General features: G+C 46.2%; 23 protein-coding genes and 1 CRISPR repeat array (1 of these 24 only partly in view). Of the genes, 13 read left to right on the forward strand and 10 right to left on the reverse strand.

All coding sequences use genetic code 11. The features are described from left to right. Positions 1-26: 26 nt before the first annotated feature. Positions 27-2,282 carry a hydrophobe/amphiphile efflux-3 (HAE3) family transporter gene (locus JFQ59_RS00090; protein ID WP_202318358.1) on the reverse strand — a complete coding sequence of 752 codons (2,256 nt, stop codon included), beginning with the start codon at positions 2,280-2,282 and terminating at the stop codon, positions 27-29. After that, positions 2,283-4,121 carry a COG1361 S-layer family protein gene (locus JFQ59_RS00095; RefSeq protein ID WP_230972162.1) on the reverse strand — a complete coding sequence of 613 codons (1,839 nt, stop codon included), beginning with the start codon at positions 4,119-4,121 and terminating at the stop codon, positions 2,283-2,285. 64 nt (positions 4,122-4,185) lie between these two features. On the opposite strand from JFQ59_RS00095, the gene JFQ59_RS00100 reads away from it, so the two are divergent. The 10 genes from JFQ59_RS00100 to JFQ59_RS00145 all read left to right on the forward strand — a co-directional run bounded on the left by JFQ59_RS00100 (position 4,186) and on the right by JFQ59_RS00145 (position 13,090). Next, the gene (locus JFQ59_RS00100) at positions 4,186-4,884 is read left to right on the forward strand and encodes a TrmB family transcriptional regulator (RefSeq protein ID WP_202318359.1); all 699 of its coding nucleotides are present in this window, start codon (positions 4,186-4,188) and stop codon (positions 4,882-4,884) included. 28 nt (positions 4,885-4,912) lie between these two features. Next, positions 4,913-5,551 (forward strand): PHP domain-containing protein, encoded by a 639-nt coding sequence (locus JFQ59_RS00105; protein ID WP_202318360.1) that lies wholly within the window; start codon positions 4,913-4,915, stop codon positions 5,549-5,551. Beyond that, a complete protein-coding gene (locus tag JFQ59_RS00110) occupies positions 5,548-5,961 on the forward strand; it encodes an NUDIX domain-containing protein (RefSeq protein ID WP_202318361.1) in 414 nt (137 codons plus the stop codon). Before JFQ59_RS00105 ends, JFQ59_RS00110 begins: the two co-directional genes overlap by 4 nt. Continuing rightward, complete coding sequence (locus JFQ59_RS00115; protein WP_202318362.1) at positions 5,939-6,250, forward strand: transcription factor S; 312 nt, start codon at positions 5,939-5,941, stop codon at positions 6,248-6,250. Before JFQ59_RS00110 ends, JFQ59_RS00115 begins: the two co-directional genes overlap by 23 nt. 41 nt (positions 6,251-6,291) lie before the next feature. Further along, entirely contained in the window at positions 6,292-8,601 is a 2,310-nt protein-coding gene (hdrA2, locus tag JFQ59_RS00120; protein ID WP_202318363.1) for a CoB-CoM heterodisulfide reductase HdrA2, read from the forward strand. A 37-nt stretch (positions 8,602-8,638) separates the two neighbouring features. Then, entirely contained in the window at positions 8,639-9,772 is a 1,134-nt protein-coding gene (locus JFQ59_RS00125; RefSeq protein WP_202318364.1) for a TIGR04053 family radical SAM/SPASM domain-containing protein, read from the forward strand. Positions 9,773-9,838: 66 nt separating this feature from the next. Further along, complete coding sequence (locus JFQ59_RS00130; protein WP_330999812.1) at positions 9,839-10,537, forward strand: helix-turn-helix domain-containing protein; 699 nt, start codon at positions 9,839-9,841, stop codon at positions 10,535-10,537. Further along, complete coding sequence (locus JFQ59_RS00135) at positions 10,534-11,565, forward strand: hydroxymethylglutaryl-CoA synthase (protein WP_202318365.1); 1,032 nt, start codon at positions 10,534-10,536, stop codon at positions 11,563-11,565. The genes JFQ59_RS00130 and JFQ59_RS00135 overlap by 4 nt, the downstream gene beginning before the upstream one ends. Continuing rightward, the gene (locus JFQ59_RS00140) at positions 11,562-12,716 is read left to right on the forward strand and encodes a thiolase domain-containing protein (protein WP_202318366.1); all 1,155 of its coding nucleotides are present in this window, start codon (positions 11,562-11,564) and stop codon (positions 12,714-12,716) included. Before JFQ59_RS00135 ends, JFQ59_RS00140 begins: the two co-directional genes overlap by 4 nt. Positions 12,717-12,721: 5 nt before the next feature. After that, entirely contained in the window at positions 12,722-13,090 is a 369-nt protein-coding gene (locus tag JFQ59_RS00145; RefSeq protein ID WP_202318564.1) for a Zn-ribbon domain-containing OB-fold protein, read from the forward strand. On the opposite strand, the gene JFQ59_RS00150 is transcribed toward JFQ59_RS00145, so the two are convergent. The 8 genes from JFQ59_RS00150 to JFQ59_RS00185 are packed head-to-tail and all read right to left on the reverse strand — an operon-like array spanning position 13,060 to position 21,899. After that, positions 13,060-13,725 (reverse strand): ERCC4 domain-containing protein, encoded by a 666-nt coding sequence (locus JFQ59_RS00150; protein WP_202318367.1) that lies wholly within the window; start codon positions 13,723-13,725, stop codon positions 13,060-13,062. The two genes, JFQ59_RS00145 and JFQ59_RS00150, sit on opposite strands and share 31 nt — an antisense overlap. Then, entirely contained in the window at positions 13,722-14,066 is a 345-nt protein-coding gene (locus JFQ59_RS00155; protein WP_202318368.1) for a response regulator, read from the reverse strand. The genes JFQ59_RS00150 and JFQ59_RS00155 overlap by 4 nt, the downstream gene beginning before the upstream one ends. Beyond that, positions 14,038-15,762 (reverse strand): PAS domain S-box protein, encoded by a 1,725-nt coding sequence (locus JFQ59_RS00160; protein WP_202318369.1) that lies wholly within the window; start codon positions 15,760-15,762, stop codon positions 14,038-14,040. Before JFQ59_RS00160 ends, JFQ59_RS00155 begins: the two co-directional genes overlap by 29 nt. A gap of 39 nt (positions 15,763-15,801) precedes the next feature. Further along, the gene (gene leuS, locus JFQ59_RS00165; protein ID WP_202318370.1) at positions 15,802-18,603 is read right to left on the reverse strand and encodes a leucine--tRNA ligase; all 2,802 of its coding nucleotides are present in this window, start codon (positions 18,601-18,603) and stop codon (positions 15,802-15,804) included. A gap of 34 nt (positions 18,604-18,637) precedes the next feature. Further along, on the reverse strand, positions 18,638-19,126 hold the full coding sequence (locus JFQ59_RS00170; RefSeq protein WP_202318371.1) for an adenosine-specific kinase: 489 nt from the start codon (positions 19,124-19,126) through the stop codon (positions 18,638-18,640). A 10-nt stretch (positions 19,127-19,136) separates the two neighbouring features. Next, positions 19,137-19,751 (reverse strand): hypothetical protein, encoded by a 615-nt coding sequence (locus JFQ59_RS00175; RefSeq protein ID WP_202318372.1) that lies wholly within the window; start codon positions 19,749-19,751, stop codon positions 19,137-19,139. Then, positions 19,748-20,971, reverse strand: a complete 1,224-nt coding sequence (locus tag JFQ59_RS00180; protein WP_202318373.1) for a DUF58 domain-containing protein — start codon at positions 20,969-20,971, stop codon at positions 19,748-19,750. The genes JFQ59_RS00175 and JFQ59_RS00180 overlap by 4 nt, the downstream gene beginning before the upstream one ends. Further along, positions 20,949-21,899, reverse strand: a complete 951-nt coding sequence (locus tag JFQ59_RS00185; protein ID WP_230972165.1) for an AAA family ATPase — start codon at positions 21,897-21,899, stop codon at positions 20,949-20,951. Before JFQ59_RS00185 ends, JFQ59_RS00180 begins: the two co-directional genes overlap by 23 nt. Positions 21,900-22,000: 101 nt before the next feature. Here JFQ59_RS00185 and JFQ59_RS00190 point away from each other — a divergent pair, with 101 nt between their 5' ends. From JFQ59_RS00190 to JFQ59_RS00200, 3 genes are read left to right on the forward strand one after another with little or no spacing between them, the layout of a single operon-like run. After that, on the forward strand, positions 22,001-22,849 hold the full coding sequence (locus JFQ59_RS00190; RefSeq protein ID WP_202318375.1) for an RIO1 family regulatory kinase/ATPase domain-containing protein: 849 nt from the start codon (positions 22,001-22,003) through the stop codon (positions 22,847-22,849). Beyond that, positions 22,846-24,732, forward strand: coding sequence for a DUF460 domain-containing protein (locus tag JFQ59_RS00195; protein ID WP_202318376.1), 1,887 nt, complete (start codon positions 22,846-22,848; stop codon positions 24,730-24,732). Before JFQ59_RS00190 ends, JFQ59_RS00195 begins: the two co-directional genes overlap by 4 nt. Next, the gene (locus JFQ59_RS00200) at positions 24,732-25,523 is read left to right on the forward strand and encodes a sugar phosphate isomerase/epimerase family protein (RefSeq protein WP_202318377.1); all 792 of its coding nucleotides are present in this window, start codon (positions 24,732-24,734) and stop codon (positions 25,521-25,523) included. The genes JFQ59_RS00195 and JFQ59_RS00200 overlap by 1 nt, the downstream gene beginning before the upstream one ends. Before the next feature lie 4 nt (positions 25,524-25,527). Then, positions 25,528-26,543: a CRISPR direct-repeat array (repeat unit 30 nt; unit sequence CTTTCAATCCCACCTTGGTCTGATTTCAAC) (it continues 2,032 nt past the right edge of the window).

A 26,543-nucleotide genomic window follows, 5' to 3' on the forward strand; every position in this document is an offset into this window, starting at 1 on the left:
AAATTTTCCTCATTCTCATGTGAGTATCATGTTCTCGACCTGTGGTTGTTTAGGATGGAGGAGAGTCTTGCATCCAGTCCTTCAGTGAGCATAAGAAAAGCCGGAACGACGGTTAGGGCAGCAAACAGACTGAACAGTATTGCGATAAGTGCGATGAAACCAAAATTCTGGATGATGGGGAATGATGAGAACATCAGTGAGCCAAAACCTCCAGCCATGGTTAAAGCGGAGGTTGTTATAGCCTTTCCTGTCCTCTCTATTGTCCTCCTTACCGCATCTACCGGTGAAAACTTCTCCCTCTCCTCAAAGTATCTTTCGAGGACATGGATCGAGAAATCTATGCCGAGACCGAGCGTGATGGAGTTCAGAGCGATTGACATCATGGTCTGCTTCGTCCCGGTGATGAACATAACTGTGTTCAGCACGCCTATCACCGAGGTAATGGCTATCAGCGGAACTATTGCCTTTCTTAAAGACCTGTAAACGAAAAGCAGTAGCAGAATTATCAGGATATAGGCAGTGGCTGTCATAGTCGTCTGTCCGGAAGTCATCAACCTGCCCATTTCTCCGTAGATCACCGGCCCCCCGGTCACGTAGAATCCACCGTGCCATCCAAAATACTCGACATCCTTTTTAAGGGCGTTATAGAGAGAAATGTACTCCTCCTGAGTGTCTGCATTGGAATAAAAGTGAACAGCCACAAGGTTTCCGCTTATGTACCGGCTTACTTCCGATTCAGGAAGAGAGTTGAGGATGTGCGTAAGCTCTGCATCGCTTTCAGGCAGCCCACTCAATCCATAGGCTTTTCTGACATCTGAAATGAGCTTGGTAATCGAGCTGTAATCGTAAACAAGCTCTTCCTTCGAGACGATGTATCTGGACAACTTGTCTATTCTGTTCAGAGTATCGGCGTTTATTTCATCGGTCACGAAAACGATTGTATACGTTGACTGCCCACCCACTATTCTTTCAATCTCGTTGAATCTCTGAATTGCCGGCAGATCCTGTGGCACATACTTGTTATAGTTGGTTTCGAGTCCGATTTGGGGAGCGGAGTACGCACCGAATAGGACTATCAGGAAGGCGGCGATAAGAATCCCCGTCGGGCGGGATGCAGTCAGTGTTGAGATCGCAGAGAGTGAGCGTTCAAGAAGCCCGACCCTTTCAGGACTTTCTCTTATCTCGACCTTTCCACGTGAGTTCCAGTGATCTATAAGCTTCAACACGGCAGGAAGGAAAGTCAGGGTGAGCAGATAGGCGAAGATGAGTCCGAGGGATGCAATTATCCCGAACTGCGCCATTGATGGGATACCGGGAGCCAGCATTGACATGAAGCCGATAACAGTTGTAACAAGGGCCATGATAATTGCCAGCCCGGTTCTGGTTACAGAAATTACGATGGAATCGTCAACGTTTCTCCCTTCTTTTCTCTCCTCCTCGTATCTGTTCTGCAACTGTGCCCCATACTCGATTGCGAGGCCTATGAGCATTGGCAAAGCTCCGTTGGTATGCTCGGAGAGTGGAATGCCAAGCAGAGGCATTATTCCGTAAACAATCTGCACCGAAAGTACCGAGATTAACAGGGGCATAAAGGCTGTGTATTTTTTCCTCACCGCTCCGCTGAAGGTGACGAACAATATGGCGATCATCAGGACTATCGAGATCACCATTGTTATGCCAAAACTCCTTCCGATCTCCTTCTCAATCTGGTAGTTAAGAGCGGGTCTCCCGGTAAGCTCCAGTGTAAGTCCTGTTGGTGGATTGCTGAAGTCTATTGCCTTTTCAACCTCAACTGCAACCTCTTCCTGCTTGTTTTTGTCAGCAGTACCAAGCTGTATAATCATCATTGCAAGAGTTGGTTTTGGAACCAGATCGGAGGCATAACGATCTGTCAGCTCACTTATCACGGACTCATCCGAAGGCAGATAGCCGTAAATTTCAGAAACTATTGAAGCTGGAGACACGACACTGCTAACTCCATCTATTTTCTCGATTCTGTGCTGTAGATCGAGCAGGTATCGGTATGTTTCGAGAGTTACAACTTCATCTCCTTTGATTAGTACAAAAAGCTGATCCGCTCCAACTCCGAAATCCTTCTGGTAGAGCTGGTACTGTTTGTAGATGACATTATCCTTGCTGAACATTGATTCCGTGCCAGAGGTCAGGGTGACATTTTGGGCCGAGATGGCGGAGAGTATGATGATTATGGAAATAACTGATACCACGAATCCCGGTCTTCTGGCAACGAATCTGGCTATTTTGTCAAGTGTTTCGGCGAACATTTACCTTTTCCTCAGATATACGATCACCGATACAACCACTATCAGCACGACAATTCCGTAAAGCACGTAAGGCGGTCTGGCAGGGGTGACTTCGATTATTGCCTTTGTTGGTTCGCTGAAAGCCCATTCACCCTCCGGATCTTTGTATTTAACTTCGAGGTTGAGGGCGTAAACCTTTGGCGTTGCATCGCTGTCTACAGAGATTTTGAAACTGGCATTGGCGGATTCTCCGGGCTTCAGATTTCCGAGATAAGCCGTGTCATCCGATGAGGAGAAAGGATCGACAATGGTCAGTCTGGCTGTTGCATCCTTGACCTCAAACTGCCCCGCATTCCTGACAGTAAATGTGATTATCTTGCTTTCTCCCGCAGCTATCCTGGGTTTCCCGATTACCTTGAATTCCATTTTTGGATTTACCTTAACCCCTATTCTTATCGGGTCAAGCTCTATGTACTCGTCCATGGACTTGAAAACAACAGTGATGTCCGCCGGGTATGTGACGGGATTGGCTTCACTGGAAGCTTTGAGTTTGAACACAGCAGTAAAGTCCTCTCCTGCCTTCACATCCCCAACGTAATATTCCGAGCTTAGAACAGAAAGCGGTGGCTGGGCGGTAATTTTTACACTCACGTCCTTAAGGTCCGTGTTGCTGGTGAGGATTACGGTCACATCTCCTCTGGCGTTTACGTAGACTCTGCTTTCGACGTTTTTAACCTTGATTTCGGGAGCATCCTTAACCTTTATGCCAAAGGTTGTGCTGTCACTCTCCGTCAGCTTTCCGTAGTCATCGAGATATACAGCCTTTATGTGGAGCGGATACACTCCCCCCTCTTTCATGTTAATCTTTAGATAGAACGTTGCCTCGGCAGTTTCGCCGGGTTTGAGGTCTCCGATATAGTAGGTGGCAAGCCCTCCTTTTGCTGATGCCGTCCCACCGGGTAATGTAGCCATACCGGGCATTCCTGTCAGCCCCATGCCACCTGCTTCCGGCATGACTGGCAGATTTTGCATCCCAATCACCCCTGCCGCACCCTGAGGTTCCGCACTTGCTGCAAAACTCAACCCACTTGCCTCAATGCCGGAAGGGGTGTCGAGAACAAGATAGGCGCTCCTGGCGGTCTTATCTCCAACGTTTTTCACTGTTACAGTAATCTTGCCCTTGCTTTCTCCGTAGAGGTTATATGATTTCACCTCCACAACCTGAAGAGTAACGGGCTTTTGCTCAACATGGATCGTTAAGGGGATTGTATCAGTCTTTCTGGTATACGTCAGCTCGTAGTACTGTGTCTGGTACTGGTAGACGTAAACTATGGTTCCGTTGCCGGTCGGCGTTCCGCTGTTGAGCTCTATATTTTCCTGCTCCGGGACAGTTGTAATGGGGAACGGTACAAGTGAGTCAAGACGATCGATTATGTAATACTCAACCTTCAGATTGAGTTTGTAGTCTCCCGGACTGACAGCATCACCAATTTCGATCACGAAGTTCAGTGTTTGTGGTTGCATGGGCGGGAGAGCTGGCAGATTCTGTTCAGGTGTTTTGACCGTTATCCCCTCACACCCCTCCAGTGCAATATCAACATCGTAGGCTGTAAAAAGCATGTTCTCCCGTCCGGAGAAGAACTTTGCTTCACCACTGTTTGCATATTCAATTTTTTCGTTTTTTGCATCGTTGAAGATCACAACTGTAAGGAGGTTCTCAGCTCCCCTCTGGAAATAGTTGCTGCCGTATTTTGACCCGTAATAAGAAACCTTTATTTCGGGTTTTTTTTCGTAATCAAGTGCTGACGCAACTCCGGAAAGCAGAATCAGTATCGTCAGGACAAGCAATACCCTCCTCATCTCAATCACCTGTCGTAGTAGCAATGACGAAACGATTATTTATACCTTACGATAACTTATATCGATGGCTCTGATAGAGGTGCTGAAAAGTTTTGGTTTAAGCGAATATGAGGCCAGGGCTCTGATTGCACTGATCTCAAAAGGCACTCTGACAGCGAAGGAAGTTTCCGAGATGAGCAGGATACCGAGAACTTCAGTATATGATGTAATGGACTCGCTTGTTTCAAAGGGGCTTGTGGAGTCATTTGGCAAGCCCAGAAAGTTTAAAGCATTAAGTGCAGGGGAGATAATCTCCATTCTCTCGAGGAGAGTTAATGAGAACATAAATATCCTTCAGAAAGAGTTGCCCAAGCTTGAAACTGAAGAGATTGATGTTATAAGGGTATACAGAGGAGAGGTTGTACTGGAAAAATTTAAGGAGCTTGTTAACAGTGCGAGGGAGGAAATTGTGGGAGTGCTGTCATATATCCCTGAAAGTGTTGCGGAAATTCTTAAGAATGCAAAATGCAGACTCATATTGATCTCATCCAACGCAAGTAAAATCAAAAACGCAGAAACATACGAATTCAGGAAAAAAGAAGAGGTTGCGAAGGGGTTCAAGAAGTTCTGTCACGGTCTGTTCATATTTGACAACCAGAGGACGATGTCGATATTTCTTAACGGAACGCAGATTGCAATAGTGAGTGAAAGCTCGGCTCTAATCGAGTTTTCCAGGATGGTTATCGAACCCGTGATTGAGTTTATGAAGCTCAACTCGAAATAGTTTTTTGTCTCATTCACAACCGGTACTTGTGATTGACCTTCATGTCCACTCTTCGTACTCTGATGGAACGGCGGGAGTCGAGGAGATAGCCAGAAAAGCAAGGGAAATGAGGCTTAAGGCCATTGCAATTGTTGACCATTCCATCGAGCTGCACTTCGGGCTGACGGAATCCAAGGCAAAGCTGAGGCAGATCGATATTGATAATGCCTCATCCCTCTATGGATTGAAGATCTACAGCGGAATAGAGTGTGGAATAAATGCGATCGGAGAAATTTCACTTCCCGATTTTGACTTCGATTTTGTTATAGCATCAGTTCATGAGCCTGTTTATGGAGAAGATTATTACAGAAGGTTGTTAGGATGTATGGAGAGATATGAAGAGGTGGATGTGATCGGACATCCATTTTCAAAGCTGTTTGGATTTGATGGTAGAATGGCAGAGCTTGACGAGAAAGTTCTTGATGTCGCCGAGCAGCTTGGGATCGCTATCGAGGTAAATTCTTCTCATAAGTCGCCTCCCGATCACTTTCTCGAACTCTGCAGGGGTAGAAAAATCCTGTATTCTGTTGGAAGCGATGCTCACACTCTTGCGAAAATTGGTGATGTGGGCTGGAGTTTTGAGAAGGCTAAAAAATATATGACGGGAGCCAAACTCTTCAATCCATGAAGTGCATCACATTAACTGTAGACGCCATCATTCCTTATGGTGGGAAGATCGTGCTTATAAAAAGGATGAACGATCCGTTTAAGGGATACTATGCTCTGCCAGGGGGTATAGTCGAGTATGGGGAGAGGGTGGAGGACGCAGTACTCAGGGAAGTTGAGGAGGAGACCGGACTGGAGGGTAAAATACATTCACTGGTAGGTGTGTACTCAGATCCGATGAGGGATCCCAGAGGACATTTCGTTTCTGTCTGCTTTATTGTAGTCCCGGAGGGAGGTGAGCTTAGGGCCGGTAGTGATGCGAAGGAAGTTGAGCTCTTCAGTCTCGATAACCTCCCCAGGCTGGCTTTTGATCATGGAAAAATGATAAAAGATGCGGAGGGGATGCTGCGTGGAATTCTGTCCGAAATGTAAAAGCATTATGATATATCAGGGTGAAAAGGTCGTCTGCAGAAAGTGTGGTTTCGAGAAGAAGGCTGAAAACGAGGAGGAGATGGTGATTAAGGTTGAAAGGAACAAGGAGGAGGTTCCAATCATAGAGGGGGAGAATCTTAAAACGCTGCCAACCACAAGGGCAATCTGTCCCGCATGCGGGCACAATGAAGCATTTTGGTGGCTCAGACAGCTTAGAGCAGCAGATGAAAGCGAAGTCAGATTTTTCCGATGCACGAAATGTGGAAAGACATGGAGAGAGTACGATTAAATGAAAAAATTTAAAATTAAATGAAATAAGAAAGCATGGGAATGAAAATCGGAGTATTTGTCTGCCATTGTGGGCTAAACATTGCAAGAGTCATTGATGTAAAGGAACTGGTGGATTACGCTCAAACTCTCGAAGGAGTTGTTCATGCAGAGGATCTTGATTATGCCTGTTCGGATTCAGGTCAGGAAGAAATTGCAAATATTGTAAGGGAGAAGTCTCTGGATGCCTTTGTTGTTGCAGCTTGCAGTCCAAAACTACACGAGCCAACATTCAGGAGGGTTGCGATAAGAGCAGGTCTGAACCCCTACATGGTTGAAATTGCAAATATCAGGGAGCAGTGCTCATGGGTGCATCAGGCGAAACCAAAGGCTGCCCTAGCAAAGGCCAAGGATCTCATCAGGATGGCAGTGGCCAAAGCGAGAGTTAATAAACCTCTTGAGAGGAGAAAGGCTGAGATTGAGAAAAGTGTGGCTGTTATCGGTGGTGGAGTTGCAGGGATCGAGGCGGCATTGACACTTGCGGATTCGGGAATAAAAGTTTATCTCATAGAGAAGAATCCGACAATTGGAGGACACATGGCAACTCTCAATGAAGTCTTTCCCACCAATGATTGTTCGATCTGCATTCTGGCTCCGAAGATGAGTGACGTCTGGAATCATGAGAATATAGAGGTTATAACCAACGCTGAAATTGAGGAGCTGAACGGCACGGTAGGAAATTTCAGATTAAAGGTGCTGAAACATCCCAGATACGTTGACGAATCCAAATGTAAGGGTTGCATTGATGACTGCAGCAGCGTCTGTCCTGTTGAGGTGCCGAACGAGTTCGATTACGGGGTAGGTGTGAGGAAGGCCATTTATATACCAATTCCTCAGTCCACACCTCTCTATGCTGCAATTGACTGGGATCACTGTATAGGATGTAGATTGTGTGAAAAGGCCTGTCAGCCAGAGGCCATAGATTTCAACCAGCAACCCGAGGTGCTGGAGCTGAAGGTGGGTGCGATAATCGTTGCCACTGGCTACAGGGTTTTTGACGCAAGAAGGAAAACAGAATACGGATATGGCAGGTTCGAAAACGTTATAACCACAATCGAGCTTGAAAGACTGCTCTCAGCCAGCGGACCCACAATGGGGAAATTGCTTAGACCATCAGATTCAACAGTTCCGAAAAAAATAGCTTTCATCCAGTGTGTGGGGAGCAGGGATGAACGGTCAAACAGATACTGCAGCAGAGTTTGCTGCATGGTGAGTCTCAAGAACGCATACGCAATAAAGGAGAGATACCATGATGCTGAAATCACAATTTTTTACATTGACATCAGAGCCTTTGGGAGGATGTACGAGGAGTTCTACAGGAGGGTTCAGGAGAGCGGGATACGGTTCATTCGTGGAAAGGTTGGGGAAATATATGAAGCGGAAAATGGAAATCTCGTTTTGAGCTATGAGAGCACCCTTGAAGGAGAGATAAGAGAAGAGGAATTTGATCTGGTGGTTCTCTCCATCGGTATAGAAGGTAACAGAGACCTTGCAACCAAGCTCGGCTTGGGGGTAGGGGAGGATGGTTTTTTCGAAGTAGCTCATCCGAAGCTGCGGCCCGCCGAGACGAACGTAAAGGGGATATTTCTCGCCGGGTGTGCAAGCGGTCCGAGGGATATTCAGGACAGTGTGGCCTCTGCGGGACTGGCAGCGATGAAGGCTGCTCAGCTTGTTTTAACGGGAGAAACCGAATTCGACCCGTACAACGCCTTTGTGGATGAGGAGAAATGCATTGGGTGCAGAATTTGTGAGAAGGTCTGCGAATTCAACGCCGTAACGGTTGATAAAAAAGCAAGAATTGACCCGAATGCCTGCTCCATGTGCGGGGTCTGTGTAGCCGCATGTCCGGCTGATGCGATAGATATGGGGTTCTTCAGTGATGAGGGGATAAAGGCAATGATAGATGCACTCGTTGAGGAAAGAAATGCTGATCCGTTAATTCTTGTATTCGCCTGCTGGTACTGCAGCTACGGTGCTGTGGATCTTGCAGGAACGACGAAGGTTCAGTACGAACCGAACGTGAGAATAGTGAGGGTACTTTGCAGTGGGAGGGTAGACCCGGAGTGGGTTCTGAGAGCTCTGAAGAAGGGGGTAGATGGGGTTATAATTGCCGGTTGCAGACTGGGCGAGTGCCACTTCAAGTATGGGAACTACAAGGCAAAGAGCAGGTTCGAAGCTCTGAGAGAAGCGTTGAATGAGGTTGGTATAGAGCCTGAGAGGGTCAGGTGTATATGGCATTCTGCAGGAGAGGCTGAGGGTATTGCAAGGGACATAAACGATTTTATTGAGGAAATAAAGAAACTCAAAAGTTAATCGAAGATGTTATTAACCTGAAATCCAATCCCCCTTGATGGATTCACCGTTCATTGTTTTCTGGGAGCTGACGAGAGCATGCATGCTGGCATGTAAGCATTGCAGAGCAAAGGCTATGAGAAAGAGGCATCCCGACGAGCTGTCTACTGAGGAGTGCTTCGAAGTCATTGAGCAGCTCTCGAAATTCAAACCCAGACCTCTTCTCGTCATCACAGGTGGAGATCCACTCATGCGGGATGATGTTGTGGATATAATATCCAGAGCAACACACGAAGGATTCAGAACGGCGATAGCCTTCAGTGGCACTGAAAAAGCCACACTTGACAGGTTAATCGAGCTTAAGAGGGCGGGCATATCAAGAATCGCTGTCAGTATTGACGGCAGCAGTGTGGAGAAACACGACTCATTTAGAGGGGTGGAGGGAACATTCGAAATGAGCATGAGGGTCATCGAAAACGCCAGAAATGCCGGCATACCATTTCAAATCAATACTACGGTAACAAGGGAAAATATTGGAGATCTTCCGGAAATTGCGAGACTTTGCATCAACCTTGGGGCGGTGATGTGGGATGTATTTTTCATTGTGCCGACGGGAAGAGCGAGGGTTGAGATGATGCCTACACCTCAGCAGTTCGAGGATATTCTGTGCTGGCTGTATGATCTGAGCAAAGTAGCAGGCTTAAACGTCAAAAGTTCTGCAGCCACACATTTGAGAAGAATCGAGCTGATGAGGGATAGGGGTGAGATGCCGGAAGTGGGGGAGCTGTACCGGTACCTCGTCTCAAAACTCGAGAACTTCCCGACAGGTGAAGGGAGAAAAATTGTTGCGGGCGGCCATGGGAGGAGTTTGAGCACCGACGGAATAAGGAGGGCTGTGAGCGTTACAGATGGTAGAGGAATGTTTTTCATAAGCCATACTGGTGATGTCTATCCAAGTGGTTTTCTGCCCATCGTTGCTGGCAACGTCAGGGAAAGAAAAATTTCCGAAATCTACCAGAAATCAGAAATTTTTGTAAATTTAAGAGATCCGGATAGGCTCGAAGGAAAATGCGGCGTATGTGAATACAGGGCAATATGCGGAGGGAGCAGGGCGAGAGCCTACGCCATTCATGGCAATTATCTTGCAGAGGAGCCGTGCTGCATCTATACTCCCAAAATCCTGCGGGGTTAATTCCACAATTGACGAATCTCTTTTCGACTATCCGTTAACTTTATAAATGTGAAGCTAACTTATTTTGTGGACATTGAAAAGGAGTATTCAAACGTGGCTGAAAGAATATGTGGAAATATTGTTCTTGCAGAGAGTTCCGGAGAGGCGATGAGAAAGTGGAGGGGAATATTCAGCATCACACAGAGCGATCTGGCAAAAAAGATAGGGGTAAGGGCTTCGGTAATCAGTGATTACGAGTCTGGAAGGAGATCTCCGGGAATAAACTTCGTTAGAAAGTTTGTTCTGGCTTTGATTGATCTGGACAGGGAGAGGGGGTATCCAACTCTTTCCAAATACAGGTATATAATTGAGGACAGCAAGGCGATTCTGGATATGGTTGAATACTCCAGGACTGTTGGTATCGGAGAATTCTGTGATGCGGTTGAGGGGGTTCTTCTGAATGATTTTGAAAAGCTCATCCACGGACATACATTTGTTGACAGCATCGTTGCGATAATGACCTTCAATGCATTTGATTTTTACAAACTGTATGGGCTTACAAGCGAGAGGGCGATAGTTTTTACACAGGTATCGAGTGGAAGATCGCCGATGGTTGCGGTGAGAGTTTCCAATCTAAAGCCATCGGCAGTTGTCCTTCATGGAATTGAGGCCGATTCGGTGGACAGGATAGCGATGAAAATTGCTGAGGTTGAGCGAATTCCTCTGATAGTTTCTGATATGGGGGTTGGTGAGATGATTGATGAGTTGAGGAGGAGGTTTGCATGATAGGGATAGTTTCGTATGGCAGCTACATTCCAAAGTACAGGATTAGGGTCGAGGAAATCGCAAGAGTGTGGGGAGAGGATGCAAAGAAGATAAGGGGAGGTCTGGGGGTGCATGAAAAATCCGTTCCAGATGTGGACGAAGATGCAGCCACGATAGCGGTAGAAGCTGCAAGAGAGGCAATAGCGAGGGCAAAAATTGATCCTAGAGACGTGGGGGCCGTTTTCGTTGGCTCTGAAAGTCATCCGTATGCTGTTAAGCCCACGGCAACAATTGTAGGGGAGGCTGTGGGGTTGGGGAATGAATATTTCTCAGCAGATCTTGAATTTGCCTGCAAGGCTGGTACTGCGGGAATGCAGATTTGCTACGCAATGGTGAAGTCGGATATGATCAAGTATGGGCTCGCCATCGGCTCAGATACAAGTCAGGCGAGGCCGGGAGATGCCCTTGAATATGCTGCGGCTGCGGGTGGAGCAGCGTTTGTGATTGGGAAGAATCCCATTGCGGAGATTGAGGCCACGTATTCATTCACATCAGATACCCCCGACTTCTGGAGAAGAGATCTGCAGCCCTATCCAAGTCATGGTGGCAGATTTACCGGCCTGCCTGCTTACTTCAGACACGTCACGTCAGCCGCTAAGGGATTGATGGACAAATACGGCTACAATGCCGATGATTTTGATTATGCGGTATTTCACATGCCCAACGCAAAGTTCCCGGTGAGGGCTGCAAGGATGCTGGGATTCAGCACTGAGAAGATCAGTCAGGGACTGGTGGTCAGGGCCATAGGGAACACGTATTCCGGGTCTTCGCTGCTTGGCCTGTGTGCAACACTAGATGTGGCGGAACCGGATGAGAGAATTCTTCTGGTATCCTTCGGCTCCGGTGCTGGAAGCGATGCCTTTGCTATCAGGGTTACTGATAGGATAACGGATTTCCCGAGAAGTCCAACAGTATGGGAGAAAATTGAGAGGAAGGTGTATGTGGATTATGCTATCTATCTTAAACACAGGAGGAAGATAAAGGCATGAGGCGTGTTGCAGTTGTTGGTGTTGGTCAGAGCCGGTTCGGAGAGCTTTGGGAAAAGGGTTTCAGAGATATTGTGCTGGAAGCCGGGGCTGAGGCCCTTACCGATGCGGACCTTGAGGGAAGGGAAATTGAGGCGATTTATGTTGGCAACATGAGTGCAGGCAGATACATCGGTCAGGAGCACGTAGCAGCATTGATCGCAGATTATGCCGGTCTGGCGGAGTTTGGTATTCCTGCAACCAGAGTTGAGGCTGCAGATGCGAGCGGAGGTCTGGCAGTCAGACAGGCATACATGGCGGTTGCTGCAGGACTGCATGATATTGTAATTGCAGCCGGAGCAGAGAAGGTAACGGATGTCGGCGATCCAATGGAAATACTCTCTGCATCGGTGGATATTGAGTGGGAGAGATTCGTGGGGGGCAGTTTACCGGCACTTTACGCAATAATGGCGAGAATGCACATGGAAACTTTCGGCACGACTGAGGAGGATCTTGCAATGGTAAGCGTCAAGAATCACAGAAATGGGGCCAAAAATCCGAAAGCCCAGTACAGGACGGAAATAAGCATTGACAGTGTTCTCAACTCACCTTACGTAGCTGACCCCCTAAAGCTCCTCGACTGTGCGTCCATAAGCGATGGTGCAGCAGCCGTGATTCTGGCCAGTGGGGAAATTGCGAGAAAGATAACCGACACTCCAGTGTACATTGAAGCATGCACGCAGGCGAGTGATTATCTTGCTCTGCAAAACAGGAAGGATATCCTGACGATGAAGGCGGTTGTGAAGGCCGGGAGGGAGGCGTACAGGTTTGCCGGAATTCTTCCCAGAGACATAGATGTTGTGGAGGTGCATGATTCATTCACCATAGCGGAAATACTTGCCTACGAGGATCTGGGCTTCGCTGAGAAGGGCAGGGGAGCAGAGCTGATCAGAGAGGGTGTTACTGAGCTGGATGGCGATCTGCCGGTGAATCCCTCGGGCGGGCTCAAGTCATGTGGACATGCTGTGGGTGCAACGGGAGTCAGACAGATTGTCGAGCTAACCCTTCAGCTAAGAGGGGATGCAGGGAAGAGACAGGTAGATGCTGAGAAAGGTCTGGCGCTGAATGTTGGGGGTACAGGTGCCACAGCAGTGGTTTCAATCCTTGGGAGGTGATGTCTTTGGTTCCGAGATTCTGGAGGAAAATAAAATACAGGTACGATCTTGTTGGAAGTTACTGCGAGAACTGCGGCAACCATTTCTACCCGCCAAGAAATTTCTGTCCGGTATGCAGGAGAAGGGGTGCTGTAAGGGAGACGGAGCTTCCTGACGAGGGTACGGTGTTGAGCTACACCGTTATAAGGGACGGAGAACCGTGTGTGGTGGCGCTCATAGAGCTCAAAAACGGATCTAAACTGGTTTCACAGCTTGCCTGCAGCCCGGAAGAAGTCAGGACCGGAATGAGGGTCAGAAAGGTTTTCAGAAGGTACGGGGAAGATGGGGAGGAGGGAATCATACACTACGGTACCAAATTTGTTCCCTCAGAGTGATCCATATTTTTTCTGAATATCCTGTAGATCAGTCTCGCCTGCTTTTCTCCAATTCCACTAACCCTCATCAGCTCGCTTACACTGGCATTGGCTATTCTGTACACGCTTCCAAAATACCTGAGAAGTCGTTCGGCCTTCTTCTCTCCGATACCCGGTATTGCCGTTAGCATGGCAACTTCGGGTCTCTCTACTCTCTGCAGTCTCGGGAGAATTCTCAGATCACCCTCCCTCAGCCTCCTGTCAATGGACCTGAGGGCGAGACAGAAATCGTCCTCGTTGCTGAAAATAAGCGGTATGAGCTGTCCCGGATCGTTTTTAACCGCAATTGATACGATGGCCGAGATCACGGCACTTCTGCTGAACATTCTGTCTTCAAGAGCTTCATCAAGATCTCCAACGATTATGAGGAACGAGAGGGGGTATCTTGCGGAGAGTGAGTGGCACTGTCTGAATATTCTTCCGTCAGCAATTGAGTTGAGAAAGTCGTTCACGTCTTTTCTCTCTATAGCCACCTCATAGTGGGTATGCTTTATCAGGTAATCTCCAGCATCAAGGACCTTAACCACAACGTCGGTTCCAAGCCTTTTAAGCTTCGCAACGATTCTTTCGGGTTCCCGGCTGTCAACGTAGATCATAGATACTTCCTGACAGTTTCAAGCAGCTCCCGCATTCTGAATGGCTTCTTCAAAACGTCTACGGCTCCAGCATCAAGAATTTCTCTTCCCCTCCTTGATGCAAAGGCTGTTATGGCGATAACCTTTGTTTCAGGTCTGGTTTTGGTAATTCTTCTTGTTGCCTCGACACCGTCTATCCCGGGAAGCTCTATGTCCATAAGTACGAGATCGGGAAGGTGTCTTTCAAACAGTTCGAGCGCCTCATGGCCGTTACTGGCCTTTATAACTTCGTACCCCGAAAGCATGTGCTCAAAAATCTCCAGTAAATCCGGTTCATCTTCTACCAGCAGGATTTTTTTCATTCTCCAACCTCCTAAGAAGGTTTTTAACATCTTCTGACTCCAACCAGCCTTTTTCGAGCATTTCGATAATCTCTTCAATTTTTTTCACAGCAGCTAAAATTTTGTCTTTCTCTTTAACATCCCACAATTCAGCAGCTCCGGATATAATTGCAAGGGGATTTCTTATTTTATCAACCAGAATCGCAAACTGCTCAATATTTTTTTCTATTTGTTTGAGAGACTTCTCTCTGATTTTTTCGAGCTCTGCTGTATTTATTGCAAATGCAATGTCATCAGAGAGAGTTTGGATAAGCTGGACTTCCTCATCACCCATCCTTTCCTCCGAGCATATCGCCACAACTCCTGAAATTCTGTTTTCATGCTTTACCGGGAAAATGTAGCAGTTCAGGTTAAAATGCCGCTCGAAATTGGGACAGTTCTCAGGATGCTCACCGCAATGCATGATTACCGGTTTTTTACTTTTCAAGGCCTCTTGTACACACATCATTCCCTCCTCAAGCTCTTTTTCAACCTCTTCTTTCTTGATACCACTGATACCTTCGATTTCGATTTTTCCTTCTCTGGTGAGACCAATCCACGAATATCTGTTGTACTTGGCAATCTCCTCTGCAATGCGGTTCATCAAATTTTTCACGTCTTTTTCTCTGACTATCAGCTCGTTTATCCTGTTTATGATTTTCAAAAGTCTGTTGGTTCTTTTTAGCTCTTCTTCAAGCCTCTTTCTGTCTGTGATGTCTCTGAAGTTGGACACGAATCCCACAACTTTGGAACCCTTTGTCAGCGGTCTGACACTCGCTTCCACAATCTTTGTTTCTCCGTATTTCGTTTTAAAGCTGAATTCCAGACCGTAAACGTTCTTTCGATTTCTGAATGCCCTGTTATAGACTTCAAAAATCTGTTTTGCATCCACTGACGAAAAAAATTCGCTGAAATTTCTGCCCAGAACTTCTTCTCTGCTGTACCCGCTACGGTTCTCAAATTCCTTGTTTACCTCCATGAAGTTTCCTTTCAGGTCTGTGACCACAATCATGTCGAGAGAGTTCTCAAAGAAATCCCTATACCTGCTCTCACTTTCCACAAGATCCCTTTCCATCTTTTTCCTCTCGCTGATATCGTTGATAACCAGCAGTATTGCAGGTCTCCCATTGAAAGTAATGTAGCTCGCCGCCACCTCAACGTCTATTACCCTTCCATCGGGAAGAATGAACTTTTCCACTGCGGTCGGAGCTGCAGTGCCCTCACTCATCATTTTTGAAATTCTGCTTCTGACGAAGTCTAGGTAATCCGGGTGGATGAATTTCAGTACAGGATATCCGATCATTTCCTCTGGGCTTGCAAATCCCGCAACCTCCGCAGCTTTTTTATTTGCGAAAAGCAGCCTCTGACCATCGTGAACAATAATACCGTATGGACTCAGATCGACGAGGGTTCGATAAGTTTTCTCCTTCTCCTTGAGTTCCCTCTCACGCTCCTTGCTGTGAGTAACATCTCTAAGGACGTAGATTATATGTGAATTAAGCCTGGAGACCTTCACGTGGTAAATCTTTCCGTTGATTTCGCACTCACCCTCTTCAATCGAAATAATTGAGCCGGTGGAGAAGCCCAGGTCACGGGCATAAGTATTCAGAGCCAGTATCCTGCCCCTGTAGTCTGTGACTATCACGGGGTCAGGGAGTGCATCAATTTTTATATCCATTGAGTGGGAATTTGTAATAATATTATATAAAATTTTACTTCATATCACATATATTGCAGGTTTGCCAGGTACAGCCCCCTTCTTCTTTGCTTCCGGAACTTTTGAGGGATCCAGTGATACCTTCAGCCCGGTTTCTGCCTCTATGAACCCGGAATTCTCTTTTATGATTCTCAGCTCGTCGAGGATTGCAATCTTCTTTCTGTCCCTGAATATTCGTTTTACGAAGTTCGTTACATCTTTTCCAATTTTTCTCAGCTCTGTGTCCTGCATTAGCTCCTTCATGGCTTCTCCCACATCATTGCTGTTGATAACAACTCTTGCAGCCTTGACCTTCCACTCGTCTGCGGGGTATATGCAAACCTCCCTCGGGCCATCCACAAACTTCTTTACCTCGAGAATATCGTCTATTAATGCTTTCAGGTACTCTTCGGCCGCCTCAGCTTCCTCGTCAATTTTTGATTCGTCGAATTCCGGATATGACTCCAGACTGACAAAGCTTTTGTGTTTCATGTGCCAGAGCTCCTCGCATATGTGGGGAGCGAACGGAGAGAGGAGCTTTATCCAGTCATCCAGAATGAGTGAAAGATTTTTCCCGCCTCTTCTCAGGTACCACCTCACATCGTTCATCAGCTCGAAAAATGCAGCATTTACGGCCCGTCTGGTCTGCAACTTGTCCATGGCATCTCTGACCTCTTTTACAGCTCTCTGAAATCTGCTCATCAGCCAGCGATCGAGCATTGTTGTTTCTTCCTGCCCCTCAGGGTAGTATTCCACAACCAGGTTGTAGAATCTTTTCAAATGATTCGCAAGCCCCTCCACCTCTCTGCTTTTCCAGTCGGCGTCGCTGTCATATTCTGCAGCATGGAGGATATACAGCCTGGTCACATCCGCTCCGTACTGCTGAACTGCCCGTTTCATTGTCAGCAGGGGACCCTTGCTCTTGCTCATCTTCTTGCCCTCAAGGCTTACGTAGCCGTTAACCGCTATCGCTCTCGGCCACTTTTCGGGCGGGAAAATGGCGATATGATGGAAGAGGTAAAAGAGCAGGTGATTTGCCACGAGATCCTTACCACTGCTCCTCAGGTCAACAGGATACCAGTACTCAAACTCCTCTCTGATCTTGCTGATTGTGTCTATGGCAACATTTGAGGCTTTTGCCACGTCTTCAGGGTTACCTCTGCCCAGCATGACGTAATCAAGCAGCTCTGGAACCATGTTCTCGGCCCTCAAAACACCCTGGTTGATGTACTTTGCCAGAATGTAGTAGGCCATGTAAATTGTTGAGTCTGAAAGACTCTCAATCAGCCATTCCCTGTCCCACGGTATTCTTGTCCCCAGTCCCTTTCTTCTTGCACAGGCCTTGTCCTTCAACCAGTCGATCTTGTTCCTGAATTCCTCCTTGTAGTATTCGGGAATTATCTCCATCCTATCCAGATGCTGGAGAACTCTGTTCTTCCACTCCCTGTTTGAATAGTTCAGGAACCACTGGTCCCTTACTATCTTGACAACACATTTGGTTCCACACCTGCAGATCACCGGTTTTTCACTGAATTCATAGAAGACATCTCCAAGACCGGATCTTATCAGATCCTCGTGAACCCGTTCCTTGGCTTCAGAAACTTTCATTCCAGCGTAATTCATTGTGTTGTTGAGCATAACTCCCGTGTGGTATTCTTTCTTGTAAAGCGTTTTCGTGGCTTTTTCCAGCAGGTCCACGTCTTTCTGACTTTTAACTCCGAATTCTTCTATCAGATGCTTTGCCGGAATGCCCTTCATCTCTGGAGTGGCTATCAGCGTGATTGGATCGATGTTCTCGATTATGCTTTTGTCAATTCCAAACTCCTTCAGCCACTCTTCATTCTTTTTTAGATCCTCAATGGCTGCAAGATCGAATGGGGCATGAGCGGGTACGCTCATGACAACCCCGGTAGCGTTGTCCGTATCGACAAAATCAGCAGGTAGGATCGGTACCTTTCGATTTACCAGTGGAACAATAACGTATTTTCCCAGATACTCTCTGGCATCGACCTCGCGAATTAACCTGACCTTCTTTTCCGTGTATGTCAGCTTTTCGTATGCCTCCCTGCTTACCAACCACTTTTCGCCATCCACCTCCACTATCACGTATCCAGTCGGTTTGAGCCAGATGTTTGTAACCCCAAACACAGTTTCAGGGCGCAGAGTTGCACACGGAAAGATTATATCGCCATCTTCAAGCCTGAATTTGATTACAGTGAACTCAACTATCGTTGCCTCCTCGCCCATCAGCAAATCATGATCCTCAACCGGATTCTGGTCATTAGGGCAGTATCTGACCGGGTGTGTTCCCTTGACTATCAGGCCCATTTCCCTGAGCTTCCAGTACTGCCACTCTATGAACTTCTGATATTCCTCGTCAGTTGTTGTGAAAACTCTTCTCCAGTCTATTGAGTATCCTATATTCTTTAATGCCTGAAGCGCCTCTCTTGAGAAATATTCCACTATCTTTTCTGGAGTTGTAAGCTGAAGCAGATCTTTCAGCGGAACGTCGTGGTACTTCGTGTAAACCTCAATCGTCTTTTCATCCCTTTTCTGTATCAGTTCGGCAAGCCCTATTATCGGGGTGCCGGTAACGTGGAAGCCAAGAGGAAAGAGAACGTTGTATCCCTTCATTCTCATGTATCTGGCAAAGGCATCTCCAATTGTAAATGTCCTGGTATGGCCTGCATGCAAATTTCCATTAAGGTAAGGATAGGGTATTGTCAGGAAAAATTTTTTGCGGTTATCGGGATCGGACTCAAAAATTCTGCTCTTCTCCCACTCATTCTGCCACTTTTTCTCAATTGCCCTGAAATCCACCATGCGGTTTGTTTTGTTGGTGGGATTAAAAAATTTGTTAGTCCAGCTTGTATCCGAGCTTCTCGCAAAGCTCTCTTCTTTGTACCTTTTCCCCCTCGTTTTCTACTCTGGTTACAGAAGATCCATCCACAGCTCCGAGAACGGCTCTACCAAGCTCCGTTTCTGCCACAATTATTTCAATCGGGTTTGCGGATGCCACGAAAACGTTGCAGACGGCAGGATGCAGCTTTACCGTGTTGAGGATGTTCAGGGGGAATGCATTGGAGGTCACGATTACAAAAACGTGGCTCGCAGCAATTTTCAGGGCGTTTTCTGCTGCAATATTCTTTAGTTCCTCGTCGTTGCCCGTAACTCTCACAAGCTTTGGAGCAGCCTCGTTCATTGCAACAGCAACCTTTATGCCCGGAACTGCTGTAAGCAAGGCTCGGAAAAGGTCATCTACCGTAAAAACTGAGAAGTTCGCCTGTCCCACTATAATCTGATACTTCAGATCCGGATTCAGGATTTCGACCTTATCCAGTTTCATGTTCCTGTCTTTATTTTGCAGAATTTATGTTTTCCTCTTCTACGCTTTTGGCCAGAATGTAAGCACCTGCAAAAAAGGCTGCGATTCCTATCAGACCGGCAATTATCCTGTCAATTTTCACTTCGAATCCAATGCTGGCAATTGCAGGATATATGAGGAGTATTAGAAGGGAGAAAGCTATTGCGGGGGCATATGTGAGCAGTTCTCCTTCAATGGTAACTCCATTCTCCTTTGCCGCTTTTATTGATTCGTAATTTCCCTGAATAACTTCAGAAGTGATGTAGAGCCATGTAATGATCAGCAAACTCTCTGCAGTACCGCTAAAGTTGGAAAATGCACCATAAATGCTTTCCGCTATACCGGAAAATCCAAGTGCATACAGCGTGTCTATAACACCTTCAAAGGTCTCCGATGCTGGGAGGAATGGTGAGATGTTGAAGAAAACGAGGAAGATGTAGTAGTAAAAGCTGAAGGGGCGTCTGAAAAGCATGCCTATCAGCGGAATTGCGAAAAGGAGAATCTCTGCTGGGTAGGGTATGAAAAATCTGAGCGGTGAGGAAACGAACTGTTCATAGGTGTAATATGCGGCAATTTCTGCGATCAGAAGGTTCAGGATTTGTATCATCTTCCCAGCCCCATCATCATTTTCTCAACCGGCTTACCCGCCTCAACCTCGATAACGTTGACCCCCGCTCCCCTCAACTTTCGCACGACTTTTTCCTCCATTGCGTTCACCAGTGTGTATGCCAGTCCTCCGCCCTTTTCCGCTGCTCTAATCGTTATCACGGAAACAGGGAGATTTCGCCGACCCATGGCCCTTAACGCTTCTCTGACGGGGTTGCTGTATTCAGCTCTTGTGACGAAAATTGATGCCGGCTTTACCGCTTCGATGTACTTTTTAGCCCGGTCGAGAGCGATTCCAAAACTCTCTTCTCTATCAGATACATCAAGTTTCATCAGTGTTGAGAAGATTTTGCTGAATTGCCTTCGGCCCGATTCTGGATAAATCACAATCCCGTGCCCGACGATGTAGATCCCAACTTTGTGCCCCCTCACAGCGAAAAAGTAGGTGAGAGAAGCAGCCGTTTCTATGGCCGTTTCAAAACAGTTCTTTCTGATATCTCCATGGAGCATGTATGGATTTGCATCAAGGAATATCCAGATTGCCTTTTTACCCTCTCTCTCAAACTCATTTACCATGAGTTCTCCGATTTTTGCCGAAGCCTTCCAGTTGATGAACTTTACCGGGTCACCGAAGCTGTATTTTCTTATCTCTCTGAAGTCTGTACCCGGCGTCCCGACTCTTGAGATGTCTATTTCCGGCATCGGTCTTACTGCAATACCCCTTCTGGCCTCCACTCTCTTTATTCTATATATTCTGCTTTTAACTTCTATTTTCCTGTCAAAATCAAATTTTTTTATTATTCTTCTGGTGGCAAAGACATTTTCAGCCTCGAATATAAGCCTGCCGACATCGTATTCTCCTCTTTTCATAGGAACACAGGTATATGTGAGGCTGATTTTACCCCTCCCGGTGATGAATTTTCCCACAGCATTTGAGCTCTCAATGAGCTCAAAAGAGTCGGGAAGTACATGCATGACTTTTATTATCCCGAAGCCAAGAATTTTAAGTTCAATTTTAACTCTGAGTGGCTCACCGACCCTCTTTCCACCCTCAAGGTTTACGGACGAAACTTCAAATCTGAACGGGATGTTTGGAAACACCAGAACTAGGAGTGGAAGTAGGATTATTTTGAGAATATCGCCGGAGACAAGAATTACTGCAAGCTCAAGGAGGAAAATGGAGGTAATAATCAGAGATCTACTGACTCTTCTGACTCTCATACTTTGGTACCCTTACACTGTTCAGGACGTCTTCGACAACCTCCTCAGCCCTGACACCCTCAACAGCGTACTCGAACTTCAGAATGATCCTGTGACTCAATGCCTCGACAGCAACCCTCTTGACATCATCGGGAATAACGAAGTCCCTCCCTTCCATCACTGCAAAAGCTCTTGAAAGCTTCAGCAAAGCCAAACCGCCTCTCGGACTGGAACCGAGTTCAACAAGCTCGTGATTTCTGGTTTCTCTGACAAGTTCCGAAATGTATCTCAGTATGGATTCGTCAACATATACCCTTTCAACCTTGGCCTGCAGCTCCATAAACTCCCTGAGCGTGATTACCGGTGATATATCGTCGGTCGGGTCATCCTTTTGCCACTCCATTCTCCTTCTGAGTATCTCCATTTCCTCTTCTATGGTCTCAGGATAACCGGGACGCATTCTCAGCATAAATCTGTCCATCTGGGCCTCCGGTAGTGGGTACGTACCCTCCTGTTCTATTGGATTTTGGGTTGCTATCACAAAAAAAGGCAGGTTCAGTCTGTATGTTTCGCCCTCAACAGTGACCTGTTTCTCTTCCATGGCCTCAAGCAATGCAGCCTGGGTTTTTGGAGGACTTCTGTTAATTTCATCGGCCAAGAGGACATTGGTAAAGATAGGCCCTCTGATAAACTCAAACCCGTTTCCTCTCCAGATTTTGATTCCGATTATGTCGGAAGGAAGCAGATCAGGTGTGAACTGTATCCTGCTGTAGTCAGCTCCAATAACCCTTGCGAAAACTTTAGCGAGAAGTGTTTTTCCGAGTCCGGGATAATCTTCAAAAAGGATATTTCCATTGGTCAGGGCGGCAGCAAGCATCTTTTCAACAAGCTCTCTGTTTCCAACGTAAACATCGCATACAGATTCAACAATTTCCCTGCAGGATTCCATATCTGCAGTAGCATGCATCACTTATTTATGTTTAATGTTATCTCCTCAGAACTATCAGGAAAGGAAAAGACAAATAAATAACGGGTTCGTTATCAATCCTTGTGAACCTGGCAGAGCTGTACGGGGGTATGGGAAAGCATTCCTGGAAGATTCTGGATGCCATTTTCAGGAATCTGTGGGATTATGAGTACGTCCCCGTAAAACTGATCTCCTTCCACTCCAATATCGGTGAGGAAAAGGTAAAAAACATTCTGAGACATCTCTCGGATTTAAGGGTAGTGCAGAACAAACGAACCGAATATGAAGGTTCAACCTTTACATTTCTGGGTTTGAGTCTGTATTCTCTTTACAGATTGGTAAAGAAGGGACATATCGAGGCAATAGGGAAGATTATGGGTGAGGGAAAAGAGAGTGCAGTTTTCAACTGCTTTTCAGAAAAGTATGGGGAGTGCGTGGTAAAATTCCATAAAGTTGGGCACACGAGTTTTAAGAAGGTCAAAGAAAAGAGGGATTATGGAGATCTGCACTTTTCTGTCCTTGCAATAAGGTCTGCAAAAAGGGAATATCGGGCCCTTAAAAAGCTTCAGGGGCTGGCCGTACCGGTCGTTTACGCCTGGGAAGGCAATGCTGTTTTGATGGAACTGATAGATGCGAAAGAGCTTTTCAGAGTTAGAGTTGAGAATCCGGATGAGGTTCTGAATATGATACTGGATGAGGTTGGCAGGTTTTATCGTCGGGGAGTGGTTCACGGCGATCTGAGCCAGTACAATGTTCTGGTTAGCAGTGATGGAGTGTGGATTATTGATTTTCCCCAGAGTATCGATGTTGGTGAGGAGGGCTGGGAGGAAATTCTCAAGAGGGATGTGAGGAACATTGTCACCTACTTCAATCGAGCCTACCGCATGGAAAAGGATATTAATTCTGCAATAAATAGAATACTGCAAGAATGAGTGTGGTATTCGGAGTTGATATCGTTGGTGGTTCGGTTCACGGAAAAATAAAGCCAAAATATGCCGTTGTTGTTCTTGAGAATGGCAGTGAGGTGGAGAAGATAGTTTCAAGAAGCAAACTTTTCAGAATGGTCAGAGAAAAGAAACCGGACATTATAGCTGTTGACAATATTTATGAGGTTTTCAGGAGCAGAGAGGAATTGATCTACTTCCTGAAGAACGCCCCAGCCGAAACCAGACTGGTTCAGGTAACGGGAAGGGGGCAGTCTCTACCAAGTCTCTCGAAAAGGTTCGGATTGAATATAAACATCAGAAATCCGGTTGATGAGGCGAGGGCGTGTGCGTATCTTGCAAGTTTTGGAATAGGCAGTGAAATATCTGTTTTCATTGATAAGACAAAGATAACCGTATCAAGGAACAGGAGTCTTGGAAAAGGAGGATGGAGGCAGAAAAAGTACGGGAGAAAGATTCATGATGCTGTCAGAACTGTTTACAGGGAAATAAAAAACAGACTGTCAGATATGGGGTTTGACTTTGTGGAAGACGTTAAATCCGGATATGGGGGGATATCCAGGGGAATATTACTTGTAAGTGCTCCGAGATCGGAGATTCCAATAAACTCATTTAAAACGAAAGATGTGCAGGTCAGGGTTGAGGCAGTTGAGAAGGAGAAGATCGAGTTCATCCCTCTCCAGAAAACACTGAGATACATCATCGTTGGGATAGATCCGGGTGCAACAACTGCTGTGGCCGCTCTCGATTTGAGAGGAAATCTTGTCGGAGTCAGGAGCAAGAAGGGGTGGGGTTCTGCAGAGGTTGTCGAGTACATCTCGTCGCTGGGAAAGCCTGTCGTTGTTGCAACCGACAAAAGCAACCCACCTGAATTGGTATCGAAGGTAAGAGCATCGTTTAATTCCGTTCTTTACACCCCCAGGGAGGACCTGAGTGTGGATAAAAAGAAAACTCTTGCATCCAGGTTTCGTACTGTGAATGATCATGAAAGAGATGCACTTGCTGCAGCGATTGATGCCTTTAACAGTTACAAAAACAAGCTGAGCAATGTAGAGAAAAGGATTCCAGCAGGTATGGACTCGGACAGGGTTAAGGCTGAGATCATAAAGGGAACACCTCTCCATGAAATTTTTGCAAATCAGCTCAGGGAGGAGAAGGCAGTCAAAAAGGCTCATAGTGAGACTGTTAGCAGGGAAGAAATTTTGAAAAGAGATCGTATTATAGAAGAGCTTAAAGAAGACAACAGGATTCTTTCCAGAAAGATATCTGAGCTTAGAAGTGAAATTGAAAAGCTTAGAGAGAGGATGGCTGCTATTTCAAGGGAGGAGCATGAGAGAATCCGGAGGGACAACTATGTGAGAAACCTTGAAAGAGAGGTCTACGAACTCAGAAAAAGGTTAAGGGAGAAAGACAGGGAAATAGAGGATTTGAAAGAGAAGATTGCTTTGTTAAGAAGAATGAAGATGCTTGAGTTTCAGGGGTGGAAAGAGGTAAAGGTACTGAGGAAGTTCACAAAAGATGAGGTGGAAAGGGCGGAAAAGGAGCTCGGAATTTCTGAAGGGGATATAGTATGCATTCTCGACTCGAGCGGTGGAAGTGCAGCTATCGCAGAGATGCTCTGTAAAAAAGGCATTAGAGCTGTGATCTGCAGCAGTGGAATGTCCCATCTGGCCTATGAGGCTTTTGACAGTTACGGGATCCCTAGAATATCGATGGATGAGGTCGAAATTCTTGTTGGTGAAGATATCGCTGTGGTGAATGCAGACAGGTTCGAAAGGGTTTATTCTGAGAAGGTTGAAGAGCTAAAAAGAAAGAAGCTGGAGAATCTTGAAAAACTGGTGGAGGATTACAGAAAAAGAAGGGTGGTTTAGTGAGACTGCTTTTTTCGTCAATGTTCCTTTACGAGTACTCGACTGACATGATTGCAAGAGCCGTTGAACTTTCCGGATATGACGGCATTGAATTCTGGCCTGAAACGCCCTATTTCTGGGTTGACAGAAAAATAGAGAAGCTTGAACCTTTTTTTGACCATGAGATGGCCATTCACGTACCCGTTTTGGATTTGAATCCGGTCTCGGTGAACAAAGACCTCTGCGATATAACTCTGAAGGAAAGCCTGTACTCCATATCTCTCGCCTCAAAGCTGGGAGCTTGGCCTGTAACAGTCCATGCAGGAAAGAGAAGTGCAGCAAGAGAACCAGTATGGGCGGATTATCTCTCTCTCGACAGATATCTCAGAATTTTGAGCGGTTATGGAAAGATAAAAGGTGTGAAGATCGCTCTGGAAAATTCAGAGAACGGGATAAATCATCTGTGCAAAAGGGCAAGTGAAACGAAGGGATTTATTGAAGCTCATGAACTGGAATTTACGCTGGATATAAAGCACGCTCTGATGAATGGTGGTGTCGAGGAGTTTTTAGATGCCCTATTCAGCAGAATCTGCAACATTCATGTGAGCTACTACGATGAGAGGGGGAGGCACATTCAGCCAAGCAAAGGTGAGGAGGTTGCAGAATCGTTAAGACTCATTTCCGATTTGGGATACGATGGCACAATTACTGTGGAACTCGACGACTTGGGGATAGGTAGCATGGACTTCATGAAGAAGGTTGAGATATTGAGGAAGGAAGGGCGGTTTGTTGAAAGATTTTTTGAAAATTAGAATCCTTTCAATCCCATTTTGGTCTGATTTCAACTCTGGCAGGAGCAGTGCTGCTCATAGTATTCTTTTACTCAACTTTCAATCCCACTTTGGTCTGATTTCAACATAACGTGCTCAACGACGGAATTAGCTGTTCAGTATCTCTTTCAATCCCACTTTGGTCTGATTTCAACAGAAGTATCTGAAGATAATCTTGATCGGCCTCGCTGGCGTCTTTCAATCCCACTTTGGTCTGATTTCAACCTGCGAACACTGTATTCAGCATCAGCCCGACGTAAACCTTTCAATCCCACTTTGGTCTGATTTCAACTACTTTAGAAAAAATGTGGTTGAAATATCTTGAAAAGCTTTCAATCCCACCTTGGTCTGATTTCAACTTTAATCGGCGCATTTTCATGTTTCTTGAGATACTTCCTACTTTCAATCCCACCTTGGTCTGATTTCAACAAATTTCACGGAATATGTGATTCTAACGAACAATTAGACTTACTTTCAATCCCACCTTGGTCTGATTTCAACCTTGTATTGACTTCGAACAGCATCGGGAGGGCCTTCTTTCAATCCCACCTTGGTCTGATTTCAACCTTGCAGAGTTAAAGCTGAGATTTGCATCAATTGCTTTCAATCCCACCTTGGTCTGATTTCAACTGTACAAAGACGGAGATATGGTTATTGCTGAAAACCTTTCAATCCCACCTTGGTCTGATTTCAACTGCTTTTATATTTGTACAGATATCCACTACCACACTTCTTTCAATCCCACCTTGGTCTGATTTCAACAAGTTCGGCATTCCTGATGGCTTCTTCTCTTTTCTGTTTTAGCTCTCTTTCAATCCCACCTTGGTCTGATTTCAACTGCCGTTTCCGCTGTCGTCTGCAGTTTTGAATGTGATCCTTTCAATCCCACCTTGGTCTGATTTCAACTTGTGACCCTTGACGACTTCAGGAGAGTATGGTGACAGAGCTTTCAATCCCACCTTGGTCTGATTTCAACGTACATATGGGGAAGGCAGTTGCGGG

Source organism: Archaeoglobus neptunius (assembly GCF_016757965.1).
Classification (GTDB): domain Archaea; phylum Halobacteriota; class Archaeoglobi; order Archaeoglobales; family Archaeoglobaceae; genus Archaeoglobus; species Archaeoglobus neptunius.